The following is a 14,880-nucleotide window of genomic DNA, read 5'->3' as shown; positions in this document are numbered from 1 at the left end:
CCGGGAATCGAGGGTCAGCTATCGGGAGAGCCCGATTCGCCGTCCCGGTGCTGGCGCGAGAGCCGCCACAAGAACTCCGGATCGTCATCCGGGCCGAGAATGCGCTTGTGGGCGGCCGAAGTCGTGCCGGTGCGGGCCGGTCGCTGTGGGCCGAAAGCTTTCCAGCACAGCATCGCGATGGTCACCAACGCGATGAGTGCCAACAGGTACGTCACGTCGTTCACCTCCTGTCACCGAGGGTAATCCGTGTCCGTACCCGCGGCACCGCGGAACTTCGAATAAGGGTTAGACGCGAGTCGCCTCGGTGGTGAGGGACCTGAGAAGTTGCAGAACTTCGGATTCGCGGAACCGGCGATGACCGCCCGGAGTCCGGAGTGAGCCGAGCCGTCCCGCGTGTGCCCACCGGGTAACGGTCTTCGGATCGACATGGAACAGGGCCGCCACCTGGCCGGGGGTGAGCAGGCTTTCCTGGCTGTTGACGGAACCCATTACGCGGCTCGCCGCGGTGAACGCAGTCATTCGCAAACCTTTCCGTTTTGTCAGATCCCTCATCAGTAGCGACATCGTTGCACCGCACCCCCTGTGTGTTCGAACAGTCTCGGTTTGGTAAAGGGGAAGTAATAGACAAAACGGATATCCGTACTGTGTTCGCGGTCACTTTTGACTCGCGAGTAGCGAACTCTCAGCGAATTCGCTCGCGCCCCCGCCGACGCGGGCCACCGCATATGCCCGATTCGTCGTCACCTAGGCTGAGGCCCGTGAGTGAGGCAACCCCATCCGAAGGTGCGGGCCGCAAACTGGCCCGCGATCTGGCCCTGTACACGGTGGCCCGGCTCGGGCTGGTCGTCGTCCTCGTGGCGGTCATCATCGGCACCGCCAAGCTGGTGTCCGTGGAGGTGCCCCTCATCGTCGCGGCGCTGTTCGCGGTGCTCATCGCCCTGCCGCTGTCGATGGTGCTGTTCAAGACCCTGCGCACCCGGGTCAACCAGGACATCGCCGCCGTGGACGCCAAGCGCCGCAGCGATCGTGACCAGCTCATGACGCGCCTGCGCGGTGACGAGAAGTGACGGCCGGCCGATGAAACGCGTCGATCGCTACGCACCGCGCGAGTGGGTCGACAACGCCGTCCGGCTGATCGACGCCGATGCCCAGCGCAGCGCCGACACGCATCTGCTGCGTTATCCGCTGCCCGCGGCCTGGCGGGTGCAGCTGTACCTCAAGGACGAATCCACCCACATCACGGGCAGCCTCAAACATCGCCTGGCGCGGTCGCTGTTCCTCTATGCCATCTGCAACGGCTGGATCACCGAGGGCACCACCGTGGTCGAGGCGTCCTCGGGCTCGACCGCCATCAGCGAGGCCTACTTCGCGAAGTTGCTGGGCCTGCAGTTCGTGGCCGTCATGCCCGCTTCCACCTCGCCCGAGAAGATCGCGCTCATCGAGGCGCAGGGCGGACGCTGTCATTTGGTGCGGAAGTCGCCGGACATCTACACCGAGGCGGCACGCCTGGCCCGGGAAACCAACGGTCACTACATGGATCAGTTCACGCACGCCGAGCGCGCGACGGACTGGCGGGGCAACAACAACATCGCCGAGTCGATCTTCCATCAGCTGGCGCTGGAGGCCCATCCGGTGCCGGATTGGATCGTGGTCGGCGCGGGCACCGGCGGTACCAGCGCGACCATCGGCCGCTACATCCGCTACCGGCGGCACGCCACCCGGCTGGCCGTGGTGGATCCGGAGAATTCGGCCTTCTACGGCGGATACGAGACCGCCGACTCGGCGTATCAGACGGGCATGTCCTCGCGGATCGAGGGAATCGGCCGCCCGCGGGTGGAGCCCTCGTTCGTCGGCCAGGTCGTGGACACCATGATCGAGGTTCCGGACGCCGGCTCGATCGCGGCGGCCCGGCACGCGAGTCAGGTGCTCGGCCGCCGGGTCGGCGGTTCGACGGGCACCAACCTGTGGGGGGCATTCGCCCTGATTGCCGACATGATCGCCGCCGGTCGGTCCGGCAGTGTGGTCACCCTGCTGTGCGACGGCGGAGACCGTTATGCCGGAACCTATTTCAATGACGACTGGGTTGCCGGTCAGGGGCTGAGTCTGGCGGAACCCGCCGCGGTGCTCGCCGAATTCATGGCCACCGGTTCTTGGTCCGGCTAGTTTTCCCACGGCACGGCGGTCGGTTCAGAAGGGTTCATCACCCGTCGATTGGTTTGCTGTCAAGTTGCTGAATTGGCTGGGTTAGCGGTGATTCGCCATCGGCCGGGGTGCTCCGCAGGTGAGTGGGCGGTGTTTCACTCGTCCCGAAGGTGTTAATGGGGCTTGACGCGCGGGGCCTTTCCCGGGCGACTGGACGGGTGACCGCCGTGGGCTGATCGACCCCCGAACCGAGCACGAGCATCCACGACTGCAGGCTCGTGGAAGTCCGCCACATGTTCATCCGCAACTCGGTGATGGCCAGGGTTTCGGGATCGCGCACCAGCTTGGTCCGATCGCGCCGCTCGTTGGCCACCGTGTCGTTCCGCCACATGGCCGCGAACTCCGGACTCGCCATGCAGCGGTTCAGGATCCCCTGGATCCGATCGTCGTACCCGGTGCGGGCCAGCAGCAGCCGGAACGAGCTCACCGCCTGCTGCGCCTCGCCGGCCCAATCGACCAGTACGGTCCGCGACACCGGGTTGAGCATCATCCATTCCAGATAGTTGCAGCCGGGGACGAGCTCGGGGAAAGCCTCCACATGCGCGGCGTTGACGGCCAGAATGTCCATGGTGCCGGAGATGAAGGCGGCGATCTTGGGGTTGAGCAGTTCCAGATACTCGAGATCGACCGGGCCGGGGTGGTCGGGCTCGATGCGCGGCAGCGGTCCTTCGGCCAGGGTGAGCGCGTATTCGAACTCCGCCGGCGCGAGTTCGAGTGCGGTGGCGAGTGATTCGATGACGCGGCGTGAGGGGTTCGCGCCGCCCTCGATCTTCGTCAGATAGGGGACCGACAGGTTGGCGAGCCAGGCGAGCTGCGGGCGGGTGCGATTGGCCGTGGTGCGGAGCCGGCGAATGTACTCGCCGAAGGTTGGAACTCCATTCATCACGCAGGTGCCCTCACTGATAGCCCGTTCTGGTTCAACAGTTTGAAACAACAACAAATCGGGAGTCGAGTTGGGTCAGTATCCGCGATCGGTCGCGGGCGTCGATGTCACGGACGGGTCGTGGGTCGAGGCGCCCTCGCGGACGCGGCCGGTGGTGGCCGAGCGGCGGGTGAGCGTCGCGGGGGAGTGCAATCGGACGGGCGTCTCCGATCGCGAATCCCCGCCGGGTGCGCGCGAGCCCGAGGCGTACGGCCGGTATCGGGATCGCGACGGGGACGAGTGGGAGAAGGAGCCGCGCGGCTGGCTGCTGCGCTCGCAGGCGGGGGTGCCCGTCGAGTCGGACGAGGTGTGGGATTGGCACGACGGGCACGTGTGCGACTACGCGCCCTTCGAGCCGTGCCCGTGAGACCGCGCTGACGCGGCGTTATCCGGAGGTTGTCAATTTTTGTTGACACACCCGGGGTGTCAACGTAAATTGACATTCATGAGTGAAGCGACGACTTTGGCGGCCGCGGCCGGCAGTCCGGACCCTCAGGTGGGGTTGCGGGCCGTGCTGGCTTTGCGCCGACTGCTCGAACGCCTCGAGTCCATCCAGGTAGCCAACGCCCGCACGCAGGGCTGGTCCTGGCAGGCCATCGCGGACGCGCTCGAGGTCAGCCGGCAGGCGGTCCACCAGAAGTACAACCGGAAAGGCGGCATCCGCTGATGTTCGAAAGATTCGCCAGGGCAGCCAAATTCACGGTGGTCGGGGCACAGGAAGAAGCCAGGGAACTGCGGTCGCCGGTCATCGACGTCCAGCATCTGTTCCTCGGCCTGCTCGCCGCACCCGATGCCGGACTGCACGAACTGCTCGCCGCGCACGGGCACACCGCCGAATCCGTGCGCGCCGCGCTGACCCGCACCCGGGCGGGTGAACCACTGGGCGAACAGGACGCCGAGGCGCTGCGGTCCATCGGCATCGACCTGGACGCGGTGCGCGAAAGCCTGGCCGAGACCTTCGGGGCGGATGCCCTGGAGCGCGCGGTGCCCGCCGAGGAGCCGCGCCGCGGTCTGTTCCGCGGCAAGGGCCCGGGGTTCGGGCACATCCCGTTCACCCGCGAGGCCAAGAAGATTCTCGAGCTCGCGCTGCGCGAGGCGGTGGCCCGCAAGGACGATCGCATCGAGGCCGGGCACATCCTGCTCGCGATCCTGCGCGCGCCGAATCCGGCCACCCGGGAACTGCTGGGCGCGGACCTCGAGCCGCTGCGCGCGGACGTGGCCGCCCATCTCGATCGGGCCGCGTGATTGTCACAGGTGATCATGAACCGGTGAGGTATGACCACCGTCGCGGGGCTTTCGCCCCTACGATCGGGGCATGACGCTCCTGCTACGTCTGCTCATCAACGGTGTCGCCATCTGGCTCGCGGCCGAATGGGTCGACGGCATCGACATCAAGAGTCCCGAGAACACCACGCAGAGCAAGCTGCTCGCCATCGCGGCGGTCACCGTGGTCTTCGCGCTGGTGAACACCCTGGTGAAGCCGCTCGTCAGTCTGCTGTCCCTGCCCTTCGTGATCCTGACCCTGGGGCTGTTCCTGCTGGTGATCAACGCGCTGATGCTGTGGCTGACCGCGGTGATCACCAACACCATCAGCTACGGGATCACGGTCAGCGGGTTCTGGGCGGCGGTGCTGGGCGCGATCATCATCACGCTGGTGAACTGGGTGCTCGGGGTGCTCGTTCCCGACAACTGAGGGCCGGCGCGGCGGGTTCGCGCCGGGCTTCAGCCGAAGGACAGCGCGAACTCGATCGCCAGCGACCAGACCAGCAGGGCCAGGCCGGTTCCCGCCAGCGCGGGGATCAGGTCGGGCCCGTTCTTGTTGCCGCGCACCGGCTCGTTGGCCTTGACCGCCAGCGGGAGCGCGACGAGCGCGACCAGCGCCCACGGGGTGCGCGCGGCCAGCAGCAGGGTCGCCGCGAACGGGATCGCGAGCAGCACGATGTGCAGTGTGCGGGTGCGCGTGTCGCCGAGGCGGACGGCCAGGGTGGTCTTGCCCGAGACCGCGTCGGTGGGGATGTCGCGCAGATTGTTGGTCACCAGCACGGCACTCGAGAACGATCCGACCGCCACCGCCCCGGCCAGCCCGGCCCAGTCGACCCGCCCGGCCTGCACGAACTGGGTGCCGAGCACCGCGACCAGGCCGAAGAAGACGAAGACCGCGATCTCGCCGAAACCGCTGTAGCCGTAGGGGTTCCGGCCGCCGGTATAGAACCAGGCTCCGGCCAGGCAGGCCGCGCCGACCGCGAGCAGCCACCAGCTGCTGGTGGCCACCAGGATCAGGCCGAGGATCGCGCCCAGACCGAGGCAGCCCAGGGCCGCGTTGCGCACCGCGGCGGGGGAGGCCAGCTTGGATCCGACCAGCCGCAGCGGGCCGACCCGGTCGTCATCGGTGCCGCGAATGCCGTCGGAGTAGTCGTTGGCGTAGTTCACCCCGATGATGAGGGAGCACGAAAGCAGCAGGCACAGCACCGCTTTCCAGCCCACCGCGCCGTCGATCGAGGCGGCGGCCCCCGTTCCGACCAGGACCGGGGCGATCGCGTTCGGCAGAGTGCGCGGGCGCGCCCCCTCGATCCACTGTGCTGCTGTAGCCATGCTCCGCAGCCTAGTGCGCGGGCCGGGGCCGGGGCGCGCTCAGGATTCGGCGGCGGCCTTGAGCAGGGCCAGCCCCTTCTCGAAGTCCTTGCCCACCATCTTGTCCATCGGCATCAGCTTGCCGAACAGGGCCATGAGCCCGGTCTGCTGCCCGGTCATGCGCCAGGTCACCAGGGTGCCCGCGCCCTGCGGCGTGAATTCGAAGCTGATGTTGTTGGTCGCCTTGAACGGCTTCTCGAAGTGCAGGCGGATGCCGATGGCGTCGGCGGTCGCGGAGGTGATCTCCATGTCGCCGCGCCCGGCCTTGCGGTTGCCGCTCCAGAAGTAGCGGGCGCCGATGCCGCGATCCGCGCCGCTGTAGACGCGGTCCATCGCCGGGTCGATGTCCTCCCACGGCGACCATTCGCGCCAGCGGTGAAAATCGTCGATGAGCGCCTGGACCTGCGCGGGCGCGGCCTCGATGACCGCTTCCCGATGAACGTCGAAGTCCGCCATGACCAGCAGCCTAGGCGACCGCGCCCCCGGAACCGCCGTATCCACACGCCCCGCACCGGCGATTCCCGGCGCGCCGGGCGCTGGCGCGCCGGGCCGTGGCGGCGGTGGTCCCGAGAGACGACGGCAGCTCACCGCCGCGTTGGAAGACGGCTGCCGCCGGGACTTGGCGTTGCCGGGTGGATCCGGCGTTGCCGCGCCGGGCCGCTGCGGCAGCCGTCCCGAGAGAGGGGGACAGTCCACCGCTCACAGCCGTGTGGAAGACGGCTGTCGCGGGGATTCGGCGTTGCCGCGTGGACTCGACATTGCCGCGCGACTCGGCAGGGTCGAGGGAGAAGGCGGTGCCGCGCGAATATCGAGCCGCCGTGCGGTTGGTCGCCTCTGACCGAGGGGTTCGGCAGCGTGCGCCATGCCGGTGCGGCGCCCGAGCGAGGGGTTGCGGGGCCACCGCGTCATCATGCGCGGGCCGGGCCCGCGTGACGCCGATTCGGCGGCGTGATGTGCGTTGGGCGGCGGGTCGATTCGGGGGATCGGGCGGGACGGTGGGGGCGGGGCGGGCGGTGGCCGGGCCCGGCGGGGAACGGCGGCGGTGGTGAACCGGACGGGCGACCGGCCGCTCACCTACGATTGGCGAGGAATGTCTTCGGAAACAAGCGGTTCTGACGGCGCCGGGACCGCCCGGCTCGCCGCCGCGGGCGCGACCGCCCCGGCGGTTCCTTCGCATACCGCCCGGGCGGGCGAGTCGGAACCGGTCCTCGTGGGACTGCTGGGGGAAGTGGCGCTGCGGCGCGGCGGGGTGCTCGCGCCGGTGCCGGGCGCGCGGGCGCGGCTGCTGGTCGCGGCGCTGGCGACCCACCCGGGCCGCAGTCGCTCCGCGCACGCGCTCATCGACGAGGTGTGGGGCGAGGAGCCGCCGCGCGCGCCGATGAACGCCCTGCACACGCAGGTGTCGCGGTTGCGGGCGCTGCTGCCCGAGGGCGTGCTCGAGATCGGTCCCGCCGGATATCGCCTGGTGATCGCGCCCGAACAGGTCGATCTCGCGCGCGCCGAGCTGTACGAGTCGCGAGCGCGTCAGGCGCACGAGGACGAGGACGAGGCCGCCTGCCTGGAATGGATCGCCGCCGCGCGCACGCTCTGGCGTGGGGAACCGGGCGCGGATCTGCCCCCGGGCCCGGTCGCCGAGGAACTCATCACGCTGGCCGGGGCCCGTGCCAAAGCCCTGGACGCACTGGAACTTTCCGCGCGCGCCGCGGTCGGCGACCTGGACGGCGCGCTGGATCTGGCGCGGCGCGCGGCGGCCGCGGACCCCTTCGGCGAGCCGGCGCACGCGACGCTGATGCGCTTGCTCGCCGCGGCCGGGCGCGGGAACGAGGCTCTCGAGGTCTTCGCGGCCCTGCGTACCCGGCTGGGCGAGCAGCTCGGGGTGGATCCCGGCCCGGCCGTGACGGCGCTCAACACCGCGATCCTGCGGGGTGAGGAACTGCCCGGCCCGCCGGGCCGCGCCTTCGGCAGGCCGAATCAGGGTGCGGGCCAGGGCTATCCGAAGGTGGTGGACTCCGGGACGGGCGCGTTCGATCGCCTCCGGGGCATGACCGAGCGTGCGCGGCGGCCCGAGGCGGGTTCGGAGAGCTGGGATGTGCGACAGCCGGCGAACGGCGAGGACACCCGCGGGTCCGAAGGCGCCGCGGATACGTGGCGCGCCGCAGGCCCGGATCGGTCGGGCAGTGCCGCGGATTCGTCGCCCGGTTCGAACGCCGGGAACTCGGAACGGCTCGGGAGGGACGCGGCCGGGCGGCGCGGCGCAGGCGGCGACGGGTCGAACCGGTCCGACAGCGTTGCGGATGCGCGGCGCGGCGCGGACGATCAGCGGTGGCCCGAGAGCGCTGCGGGCGGCCGACGCGGAGCGGGTACCGGCGGCGAAGCGCGGATATCGGCCGACGCCGACGGCTCGCGATGGCCGGAAAGTGCTGGGGAGCAGTCCGATTCATCGGCCCTGCGGCCGCTTCCGGGTGTCCCGGCGGTGGGGCGCGGGTCCGTGCAGGCGTTGCGGCGGGTGGCGGCCGCGCAGCACGCGGCGCTGAGCCGGGAGTCCGCCGAACCGGCGGCGTCGGCGATCGGCCTGCGGGCCGCGCCGAACCCGCTGCTGGGGCGGGCCGCGGATCTCGACGCGTTGCAGCGACTGCTGGGTGTCTCGCGGGTGACCACGGTGCTCGGGCCCGGCGGCACCGGCAAGACCCGGGTCGCCAACGAACTCGGGGCGCGGGTGGCGCACGAGCGTACGGTCGCCCTGGTCGAATTGGCTTCGGTGCGAGCCGATCCCGGCGGCGCGGCCGACACCCGGGCCGAGATCGAGGCGGCCATCGCCACCACGCTCGGCATCGGTGAACTCGGCCGCGACAACGGGGTGCTGCGGCTGGCGCCCGCGCGCGACGTGCGCCAGCGGCTGCGCGAGGCGCTCTCGTCCCGGCCCATGCTGCTGATCCTGGACAATTGCGAGCACCTCATCGCGGCGGTCGCCGAGGTGGTGGCGGACCTGGTCGGGGCCAGCGAGCAGTTGACCGTGCTCACCACCAGCCGCGCCCCGCTGGAGATCACCGCCGAGACCGTGTATCCGTTGCCACCCTTGACCATCGACGCGCACGGCTCGCCCGCCACCGACCTGTTCTGCGCCCGCGCCCGCGCGGTGCGGCCCTCGGTGCGGCTGGACCCGGAGGTGGTGGCGCGCCTGTGCCACACCCTGGACGGACTGCCGCTGGCCATCGAACTGGCCGCCGCCCGCGCCCGCACCATGAGCGTGGAGGAGATCGAATCCCGGCTCGAACACCGATTCGCGCTCCTGCGCAGCGGGGATCGCAGTTCTCCGGAACGGCATCGCACCCTGCACGCGGTCATCGAATGGAGCTGGAACCTGCTGGACGGCGAGCAGCGCACCGCGCTGCGCCGGCTCTGCCGTTTCCCGGCCGGCTTCACCCTGGCCGCGGCCGAGGCGGTCATCGCCGGGCCCGAGATCCCGGATGTCGCGGCGGCCGTGGACGGCCTGGTCGGCCAATCCCTGCTCACCGTGCTCGAACCCGACGACGAGATCGGCGTGCTGCGCTACCGCATGCTGGAGACGGTCCGCGAATTCGGTGAGGAGCGCCTGGCTGAGGCCGGTGAAGCCGATCTCGTCATGGACCGGATGTCCTGCTGGGCACGGGCGTTCGCGCTGGAAGCGGTGCACGGCTACACCACCGGCGACCAGGTGCGCGTGGTCCTCACCGTCGCGGCCGAGATCGACAATCTGGTCGCGGTGCTGCGCTACGCGCTGGACCATCGCGACATCGCCACCGGGCACGCCGTCTTCCCGGTGCTGTCCATGCTGTGGGTCATGCGCGGCGCGCACATGGAGCTGATCGGCTGGGGTCCGCGCATGCTGGCCCTGCCGCTGCGCACCGGTGCGCTCAGCACGTCCGAGGCCGATCTGCAGATGTTCGGTCAGCTGGTGCTGGGTCTGCACCTGATGTATTCCAGCGGCGGCCCGCGCGAGTTCGCCATCGTGCGCAATCGAATTCGGCGCCTGCGTGAGACCGGCCACCACCTCTCGCCCATGTTCGAGTTCCTGGGCGAACTCGCGACCGTGCCGATCGACGCGCGCAAGCTGGGCCGGGTACTGGTCTCGGGCGTGCGCTCGCACGACGCGCGGACCAGGACCGCCGCGCTGCTGTTCCGCGCGAACGTGCGCGAGAACGCCGGTGATGTGGCGGGCTCGATCCGAGACGCGGTGCACGCCTTCGAATCCGGCGCTCGCGAGGACATCTGGGGCCACGCGATGGTGTCCCAGCACCTGGGCAGCATGTACGGGCAGTCCGCGCGCTACGCGGAGTCGGTCGGCTACTACCGCGAGGCCGTGGAACTGCTGGCGCGATTGCGCGCGTTCGAGGAGAGCGTGGAAATCCGCAGCCTGCTCGCGGTCTCGCTCGCGGGCATCGGCGAACTGGCCCAGGCTCGCCGGGAACTGGAGCCGGCGCTGGCGGGCGTCGGGGTGGAGTCCGCGGAAGAGGACGCCCACATCCGGCCCAATCACCGCCGCGCCGCGGTGACCGCCGGACTGGCCGAAATCGCCCTGGCCGAAGGCGATATCGAGACCGGGCTGCGCCGCTACCGGCAGGTGCTGCAGTTGCTGGCCTGGCCGCAGGGGTTCATCACGCCCGGCCCCGGCGACATCATGACCGCCGCCGCGGTGCTGGACGCACACGTGCTGCACGGCGAGGTGGACCGCATGCGTGCGCTCGCCGCGCAATTGATCGAGGTATCGCTGGCGCGCCTGGCGCACTTCCCGTGGGACCTGCCGCAGATCGGCGCGATGTCGATCGCGCTCGGTTCGTACCTGCTGGCGGCCGGGCGCGACACCGGGACCGCGCTGGAACTGCTCATGCTCGGCCCGAAAGTGCTCGCCCGCCAGGACTATCCGTCGATGCTGTGGCAGCGGCACGTGGACCTGCACCGGGCGGCGGTCGGCGCCGAGACCATGGATGCCGCCGTGCGCGCCGCGGCCGGGGTCGCCCGCCGCGGCGCGGCGCAGCGCATCATGGAGATCGCCGTGAAAATCAATGGCACGCTGTGAGATTCGCCGGACCGACGACGACGGACGGCCCGCCCACCGAATCTCGGTGAGCGGGCCGTCCACGGTACAGCGGGTTCGGTGCGTGATCAGGCGCGGCGCATGTACGCCCGCACCGTGAGCGGCGCGAAGATCGCGATCACCACGATCGACCCGAGCAGCGACCAGGCCACGTTGGCGGTGGCGCCGGTGCCGTTCATGAGCTCGCGGGCGGCGTTGACCATGTAGTAGATCGGGTTGACCTTGTTGATGCCCTGCAGCCAGCCGGGCATGGTGTCGACCAGCACGAACGCGCCGGACATGAAGGTCAGCGGGAACATGATCATCATGGAGATGCCCTGCACCGCGGAGGCGCTCTTGCCGGTCACGCCGACCAGCGCCCACACCCAGCTGACGGCGAAGGAGCAGAATACGGTGACCAGACCGGCCGCCACGACCCCGAGCACGCCGCCGTCCGGGCGGTAACCCAGCGCGATGCCGACGATCACGGTCAGCGTGGTGGCCAGGCCGTACCGCACCATGTCGGCGACCAGCGCGCCGGACAGTGCCGAAATGCGGGCGATGGGCAGGGATTTGAAGCGATCGAAGACGCCCTTGTCCATGTCCTCGCGCAACTGCACGCCGGTGGCGACCGAGGTGAGCACCACGGTCTGCACCAGGATGCCGGGGATGAGGATCGGCAGGTACGCCGCGACGCTGCCGCCGATCTGCCCGCCGAAGATGAAGGCGAACAGCGCGGTGAACAGGATCGGCTGCACGGTGACGTCGAACAGCTGTTCCGGGTTGTGCTTGATCTTGAGGATGCCGCGGTAGGCCATGGTCATGGTGTTGGCCAGGGTCTGCTTGAGCGGAATGTGGTTGCTGACCACCGGAATCGGGGCCGGAGCCGTGACCGCGTGGCGGCCGGGGGCGGGGAGTGTCGTGGTCATGCCGCGCTCTTCTCTGCGTCGGTGGTGTCGGCTTCGTCCGCGCCGTGGCCGGTGAGTGCGAAGAACACCTCGTCCAGGCTGGGCTTGCTGACGTTGATCTCCTCGACGCGAATGTCGTGCTCGCGCAGGCGGATCAGGATGTCGGTGGTCACGCTGGGGTCGGGCAGGGGAGCGGTGACGCGCCCGGCCTCGGGGCTGATCGCGGCCTCGACGATCTTGCCCGCGGCCCGGGACAGGTACTCGCCCACCAGGGTTCGCGCCTCGGCGATGCGGGCGGGGTCGCTCAGGGTGAGCTGCAGCGCGGACATGCCGACCGAGCTCTTGAGTTCGTCGGACGTGCCGTCGGCGATGACCTTGCCGCGGTCGATGACCGCGATCTTGTCGGCCAGCTGGTCGGCCTCGTCCAGGTACTGGGTGGTGAGCAGCACCGTCGAGCCCTCGCGCACCAGCCGCCGGATGGTCTCCCACATCTGGGCGCGGGTGCGCGGATCCAGACCGGTGGTCGGCTCGTCCAGGAACAGCAGCGGCGGGGCGGAGATCAGGCTCGCGGCCAGGTCGAGTCGCCGGCGCATGCCGCCGGAGAAGTTCTCCAGCGCCTTGTCGGCGGCCTCGGTGAGGCCGAATTCCTCGAGCAGCTCGTTCGCCTTGCGCCGCGAATCGGCCCGGGACAGTCCGAGCAGTCGCGAGAAGATGACGAGATTCTCGGTGGCGGTGAGCTTTTCGTCGACCGAGGCGTACTGCCCGGTGACGCCGATGAGCGAGCGCACCGCGGTGGGCTCGGCCACCACGTCGCGGCCGAAGATGCGGGCGCTGCCGCCGTCGGGCCGCAGCAGCGTCGCGAGCATGCGGATGGTGGTGGTCTTACCGGCTCCGTTGGGTCCCAGTACGCCGTATACGGCCCCCCGCGGTACCGCGAGACTCACGCCGTCGACAGCCCGCTGCTCCCCGAAGAGCTTGACCAGGTCATTCGCCTCGATGGCGAGTGCCTCAGCAGGTGTGTATGAAGTCATGACACACACTCTGTGCCCCGGGACTTACACGCGACTTGCACGGCTGTTGCGTGTGGGCGAAAGCCGGTCTTGCGTGCTTCTCACACGGCTTGCGCGGGCGATGATCCGCAGGTCACGACTGGAATGTGAGGCGCGACACGCATCCCGTTCCCGATCGCCGATCACGTCGTGATGGCATCGTCGGCCGGGAATTCGGCCGCCGGAAACCCGCCCGCGACACGCACCCCGCGGCCGGGGCGCGCGTCAGTTCGCGGAGGTCGCGCGCAGCAGTTCGCGCAGTCGTGCCCGGTCCGGCTTGCCCGGCCCGCGCAGCGGCAACTCGTCCAGGACGGCCAGTTCGCGCGGGGCGGCGATGGCGTCGAGTTCGGCCACCACGTGCTCGCGCAGCTCGTCCAGGGTGGGCGGGGTCGCGCCGGGGGCGGGCACGATGGCGGTGACCACGCGCTGCCCGAGCCGGTCGTCGGGTAGGCCCAGCACCACGCATTCGGAGATGCCCGGGTGGGTGATCAGCACGGCCTCGACCACCTGCGGGATGACCAGCAGGCCGCCGGTCATGATGGCCTCGTCCAGGCGGCCGGTGACGGTCAGCACGCCGTTCTCGTAGCTGCCCGCGTCCTCGGTGCGGAACCAGCCGGGCTCGGCGAAGGCCGGGTTGTCGGGCTGGTTGCGGTAGCCCTTGGCGAGCATGTCCCCGCCGAGCATGACGCGCCCGTCCTCGATGCGAATCCTGGTGCCCGACAGCGGGACACCCTCGTAGACGCAGCCGCCGCAGGTCTCGCTCATGCCGTAGGTGCGGAAGATGTTGATGCCCGCCGCGCGGGCACGGGCCAGCACCGGCGCCGGGGTGGCGGCGCCGCCGATGAGCACCCCGTCCAGCTGGGCCAGCGCCGCGGCTGCGGTGGGCTCGTCCAGGGCCTTGATGAGCTGGGTGGGCACCAGCGAGGTGTAGCGGCGCGGTCCGGTCATGCCCGCGACCGCGCCGGCCAGTGCTTCGGGCAGGAAGCCGCCCGAGACGTCGAGCGCGGCCGGTTCGGTGCCGGACAGGATGCTGCGCAGCAGCACCTGGATGCCCGCGATGTGGTGGGTGGGCAGGGCCAGCAGCCATTGGCCGGGCCCGCCGAGGCGTTCGTGGGTGGCGTCGCCGCTGGCGCGCAGGGCGGCCGCGGACAGCAGCGCGCCCTTGGGCAACCCGGTGGTGCCGGAGGTGGTGACCACCAGCGCCACGTCGTCGTCGATCTCCTCGCCGGGCCGCAGGCTCGAGCTGAGCCGCTGCGCTTCGCGGCGATCGGCGGTGGGGATGGGCAGCCACGCAGGTCCGTTGCCGTCCAAGGCTTCCCGCAGATGCGGCAATACGTCACCCACAGATGCACCGGTGGGCATGGGAAGTGTGCGGAGGGTATTGCTCACGTTCGCGATCGTGTCATGTGAAGGGGTGGCGGCGCACCTGCGGGGGTTCGCTGCCCGGGTCGATGGTGATGGTTCGGTCAGTCGGACGTCGGTGTCGCCAGCGGCCAGCCACCGGCTGCCAGCCGGGATGCCACCCGAGCGATATCGTCCTCGCCGGGTTGTTCCTTGGCAACTCGGGCGATGGCCGCCTCGATGTCGGCGCGCGCGATCTCGTTGGTGGCCACCCGTTCGGTGATGAGTTCCTCCACCACCAGGTGCACCTCGTAATCGGTGAGCCTGCGGTGCAGGACCGCGAGCAGGGCCACGTAGTCCGACTGCGGGATGCCCTGCGGGTACCCGGCTTTGAGCCAGTCCAGGACCTTCGCGAGGACATTGGTCAGCGCGGGGGTCCGCGCGGATTCGGGATTCGGCTGTTCCGGAGTGCTCACGAGCGTGCCTTTCGATCGGGCGGTGTCACGCGCCGAGCAGATGGATTCCCAAACGGTCGGCCAGGAAGCCCCGTGCGATGAAGACCACACCGACCACGGCGGCGATCATGACCACGGCGAAGCACAGCGCCGAGAGGGCCTGGTTGAGCTGGCGGGTGGCGCCGCTCGCGCCGCTGTCGACCGCGGCGCGGCAGCGCACGCCGTAGGCGAAGATCGCGGGCAGGCCGGCGCCGAACACCAGGGCGGCGAGCACCACTTCCCAGAGGTCGCTCAGATTGGACAGGAAGGTCTGCATCGT

Annotated in this window: 17 protein-coding genes; 7 read left to right on the top strand and 10 right to left on the bottom strand. The window is 70.1% G+C overall.

What is annotated here, in order from left to right; genetic code table 11:
* Window positions 1-14 precede the first annotated feature (14 nt).
* Window positions 15-215 carry a hypothetical protein gene (locus tag ACFVBH_RS17905; RefSeq protein WP_379002559.1) on the bottom strand — a complete coding sequence of 67 codons (201 nt, stop codon included), beginning with the start codon at window positions 213-215 and terminating at the stop codon, window positions 15-17.
* Window positions 216-285: 70 nt separating this feature from the next.
* Entirely contained in the window at window positions 286-519 is a 234-nt protein-coding gene (locus tag ACFVBH_RS17900; RefSeq protein ID WP_354991415.1) for a BldC family transcriptional regulator, read from the bottom strand.
* A 239-nt stretch (window positions 520-758) separates the two neighbouring features.
* Here ACFVBH_RS17900 and ACFVBH_RS17895 point away from each other — a divergent pair, with 239 nt between their 5' ends.
* Both ACFVBH_RS17895 and ACFVBH_RS17890 read left to right on the top strand, forming a co-directional pair.
* Window positions 759-1,067 (top strand): DUF4229 domain-containing protein, encoded by a 309-nt coding sequence (locus tag ACFVBH_RS17895; RefSeq protein WP_379002556.1) that lies wholly within the window; start codon window positions 759-761, stop codon window positions 1,065-1,067.
* Between the two features lie 10 nt (window positions 1,068-1,077).
* Window positions 1,078-2,163, top strand: coding sequence for a PLP-dependent cysteine synthase family protein (locus ACFVBH_RS17890; protein WP_354991413.1), 1,086 nt, complete (start codon window positions 1,078-1,080; stop codon window positions 2,161-2,163).
* 37 nt (window positions 2,164-2,200) lie between these two features.
* Here ACFVBH_RS17890 and ACFVBH_RS17885 read toward each other — a convergent pair whose 3' ends face one another.
* Complete coding sequence (locus ACFVBH_RS17885) at window positions 2,201-3,085, bottom strand: helix-turn-helix domain-containing protein (RefSeq protein ID WP_354991412.1); 885 nt, start codon at window positions 3,083-3,085, stop codon at window positions 2,201-2,203.
* Window positions 3,086-3,155: 70 nt separating this feature from the next.
* Between ACFVBH_RS17885 and ACFVBH_RS17880 the strand changes: the two genes are divergently transcribed.
* The 4 genes from ACFVBH_RS17880 (at window position 3,156) to ACFVBH_RS17865 (ending at window position 4,817) form a co-directional block, all read left to right on the top strand.
* The gene (locus ACFVBH_RS17880) at window positions 3,156-3,491 is read left to right on the top strand and encodes a hypothetical protein (protein WP_379002553.1); all 336 of its coding nucleotides are present in this window, start codon (window positions 3,156-3,158) and stop codon (window positions 3,489-3,491) included.
* Between the two features lie 78 nt (window positions 3,492-3,569).
* Entirely contained in the window at window positions 3,570-3,791 is a 222-nt protein-coding gene (locus tag ACFVBH_RS17875; RefSeq protein ID WP_354991410.1) for a helix-turn-helix domain-containing protein, read from the top strand.
* On the top strand, window positions 3,791-4,369 hold the full coding sequence (locus tag ACFVBH_RS17870; protein ID WP_354991409.1) for a Clp protease N-terminal domain-containing protein: 579 nt from the start codon (window positions 3,791-3,793) through the stop codon (window positions 4,367-4,369). Before ACFVBH_RS17875 ends, ACFVBH_RS17870 begins: the two co-directional genes overlap by 1 nt.
* A gap of 70 nt (window positions 4,370-4,439) precedes the next feature.
* Window positions 4,440-4,817 carry a phage holin family protein gene (locus tag ACFVBH_RS17865; RefSeq protein ID WP_354991408.1) on the top strand — a complete coding sequence of 126 codons (378 nt, stop codon included), beginning with the start codon at window positions 4,440-4,442 and terminating at the stop codon, window positions 4,815-4,817.
* Between the two features lie 29 nt (window positions 4,818-4,846).
* Here ACFVBH_RS17865 and ACFVBH_RS17860 read toward each other — a convergent pair whose 3' ends face one another.
* Window positions 4,847-5,716 carry a 1,4-dihydroxy-2-naphthoate polyprenyltransferase gene (locus ACFVBH_RS17860; RefSeq protein ID WP_379002549.1) on the bottom strand — a complete coding sequence of 290 codons (870 nt, stop codon included), beginning with the start codon at window positions 5,714-5,716 and terminating at the stop codon, window positions 4,847-4,849.
* Between the two features lie 39 nt (window positions 5,717-5,755).
* Complete coding sequence (locus tag ACFVBH_RS17855) at window positions 5,756-6,211, bottom strand: SRPBCC family protein (protein ID WP_354990985.1); 456 nt, start codon at window positions 6,209-6,211, stop codon at window positions 5,756-5,758.
* 634 nt (window positions 6,212-6,845) lie between these two features.
* Here ACFVBH_RS17855 and ACFVBH_RS17850 point away from each other — a divergent pair.
* Window positions 6,846-10,811, top strand: a complete 3,966-nt coding sequence (locus tag ACFVBH_RS17850; RefSeq protein ID WP_379002547.1) for a BTAD domain-containing putative transcriptional regulator — start codon at window positions 6,846-6,848, stop codon at window positions 10,809-10,811.
* Window positions 10,812-10,897: 86 nt separating this feature from the next.
* Here the strand turns inward: ACFVBH_RS17850 and ACFVBH_RS17845 are convergent, their stop codons facing one another.
* The 5 genes from ACFVBH_RS17845 to ACFVBH_RS17825 form a co-directional block, all read right to left on the bottom strand.
* A complete protein-coding gene (locus tag ACFVBH_RS17845; protein ID WP_354990983.1) occupies window positions 10,898-11,737 on the bottom strand; it encodes an ABC transporter permease in 840 nt (279 codons plus the stop codon).
* The gene (locus ACFVBH_RS17840; protein ID WP_354990982.1) at window positions 11,734-12,747 is read right to left on the bottom strand and encodes an ATP-binding cassette domain-containing protein; all 1,014 of its coding nucleotides are present in this window, start codon (window positions 12,745-12,747) and stop codon (window positions 11,734-11,736) included. Before ACFVBH_RS17840 ends, ACFVBH_RS17845 begins: the two co-directional genes overlap by 4 nt.
* Window positions 12,748-12,990: 243 nt before the next feature.
* A complete protein-coding gene (menE, locus tag ACFVBH_RS17835) occupies window positions 12,991-14,127 on the bottom strand; it encodes an o-succinylbenzoate--CoA ligase (RefSeq protein WP_354990986.1) in 1,137 nt (378 codons plus the stop codon).
* A 104-nt stretch (window positions 14,128-14,231) separates the two neighbouring features.
* The gene (locus ACFVBH_RS17830; protein WP_354990981.1) at window positions 14,232-14,582 is read right to left on the bottom strand and encodes a DUF3349 domain-containing protein; all 351 of its coding nucleotides are present in this window, start codon (window positions 14,580-14,582) and stop codon (window positions 14,232-14,234) included.
* Between the two features lie 25 nt (window positions 14,583-14,607).
* Window positions 14,608-14,877 carry a hypothetical protein gene (locus ACFVBH_RS17825; RefSeq protein WP_379002544.1) on the bottom strand — a complete coding sequence of 90 codons (270 nt, stop codon included), beginning with the start codon at window positions 14,875-14,877 and terminating at the stop codon, window positions 14,608-14,610.
* Window positions 14,878-14,880 lie beyond the last annotated feature (3 nt).

It is taken from the genome of Nocardia sp. NPDC057668 (assembly GCF_042799795.1).
GTDB lineage: Bacteria > Actinomycetota > Actinomycetes > Mycobacteriales > Mycobacteriaceae > Nocardia.
The sequence above is the reverse complement of the archived record's forward strand: the minus strand, read 5'-3'. Positions and strand labels throughout refer to the sequence as shown.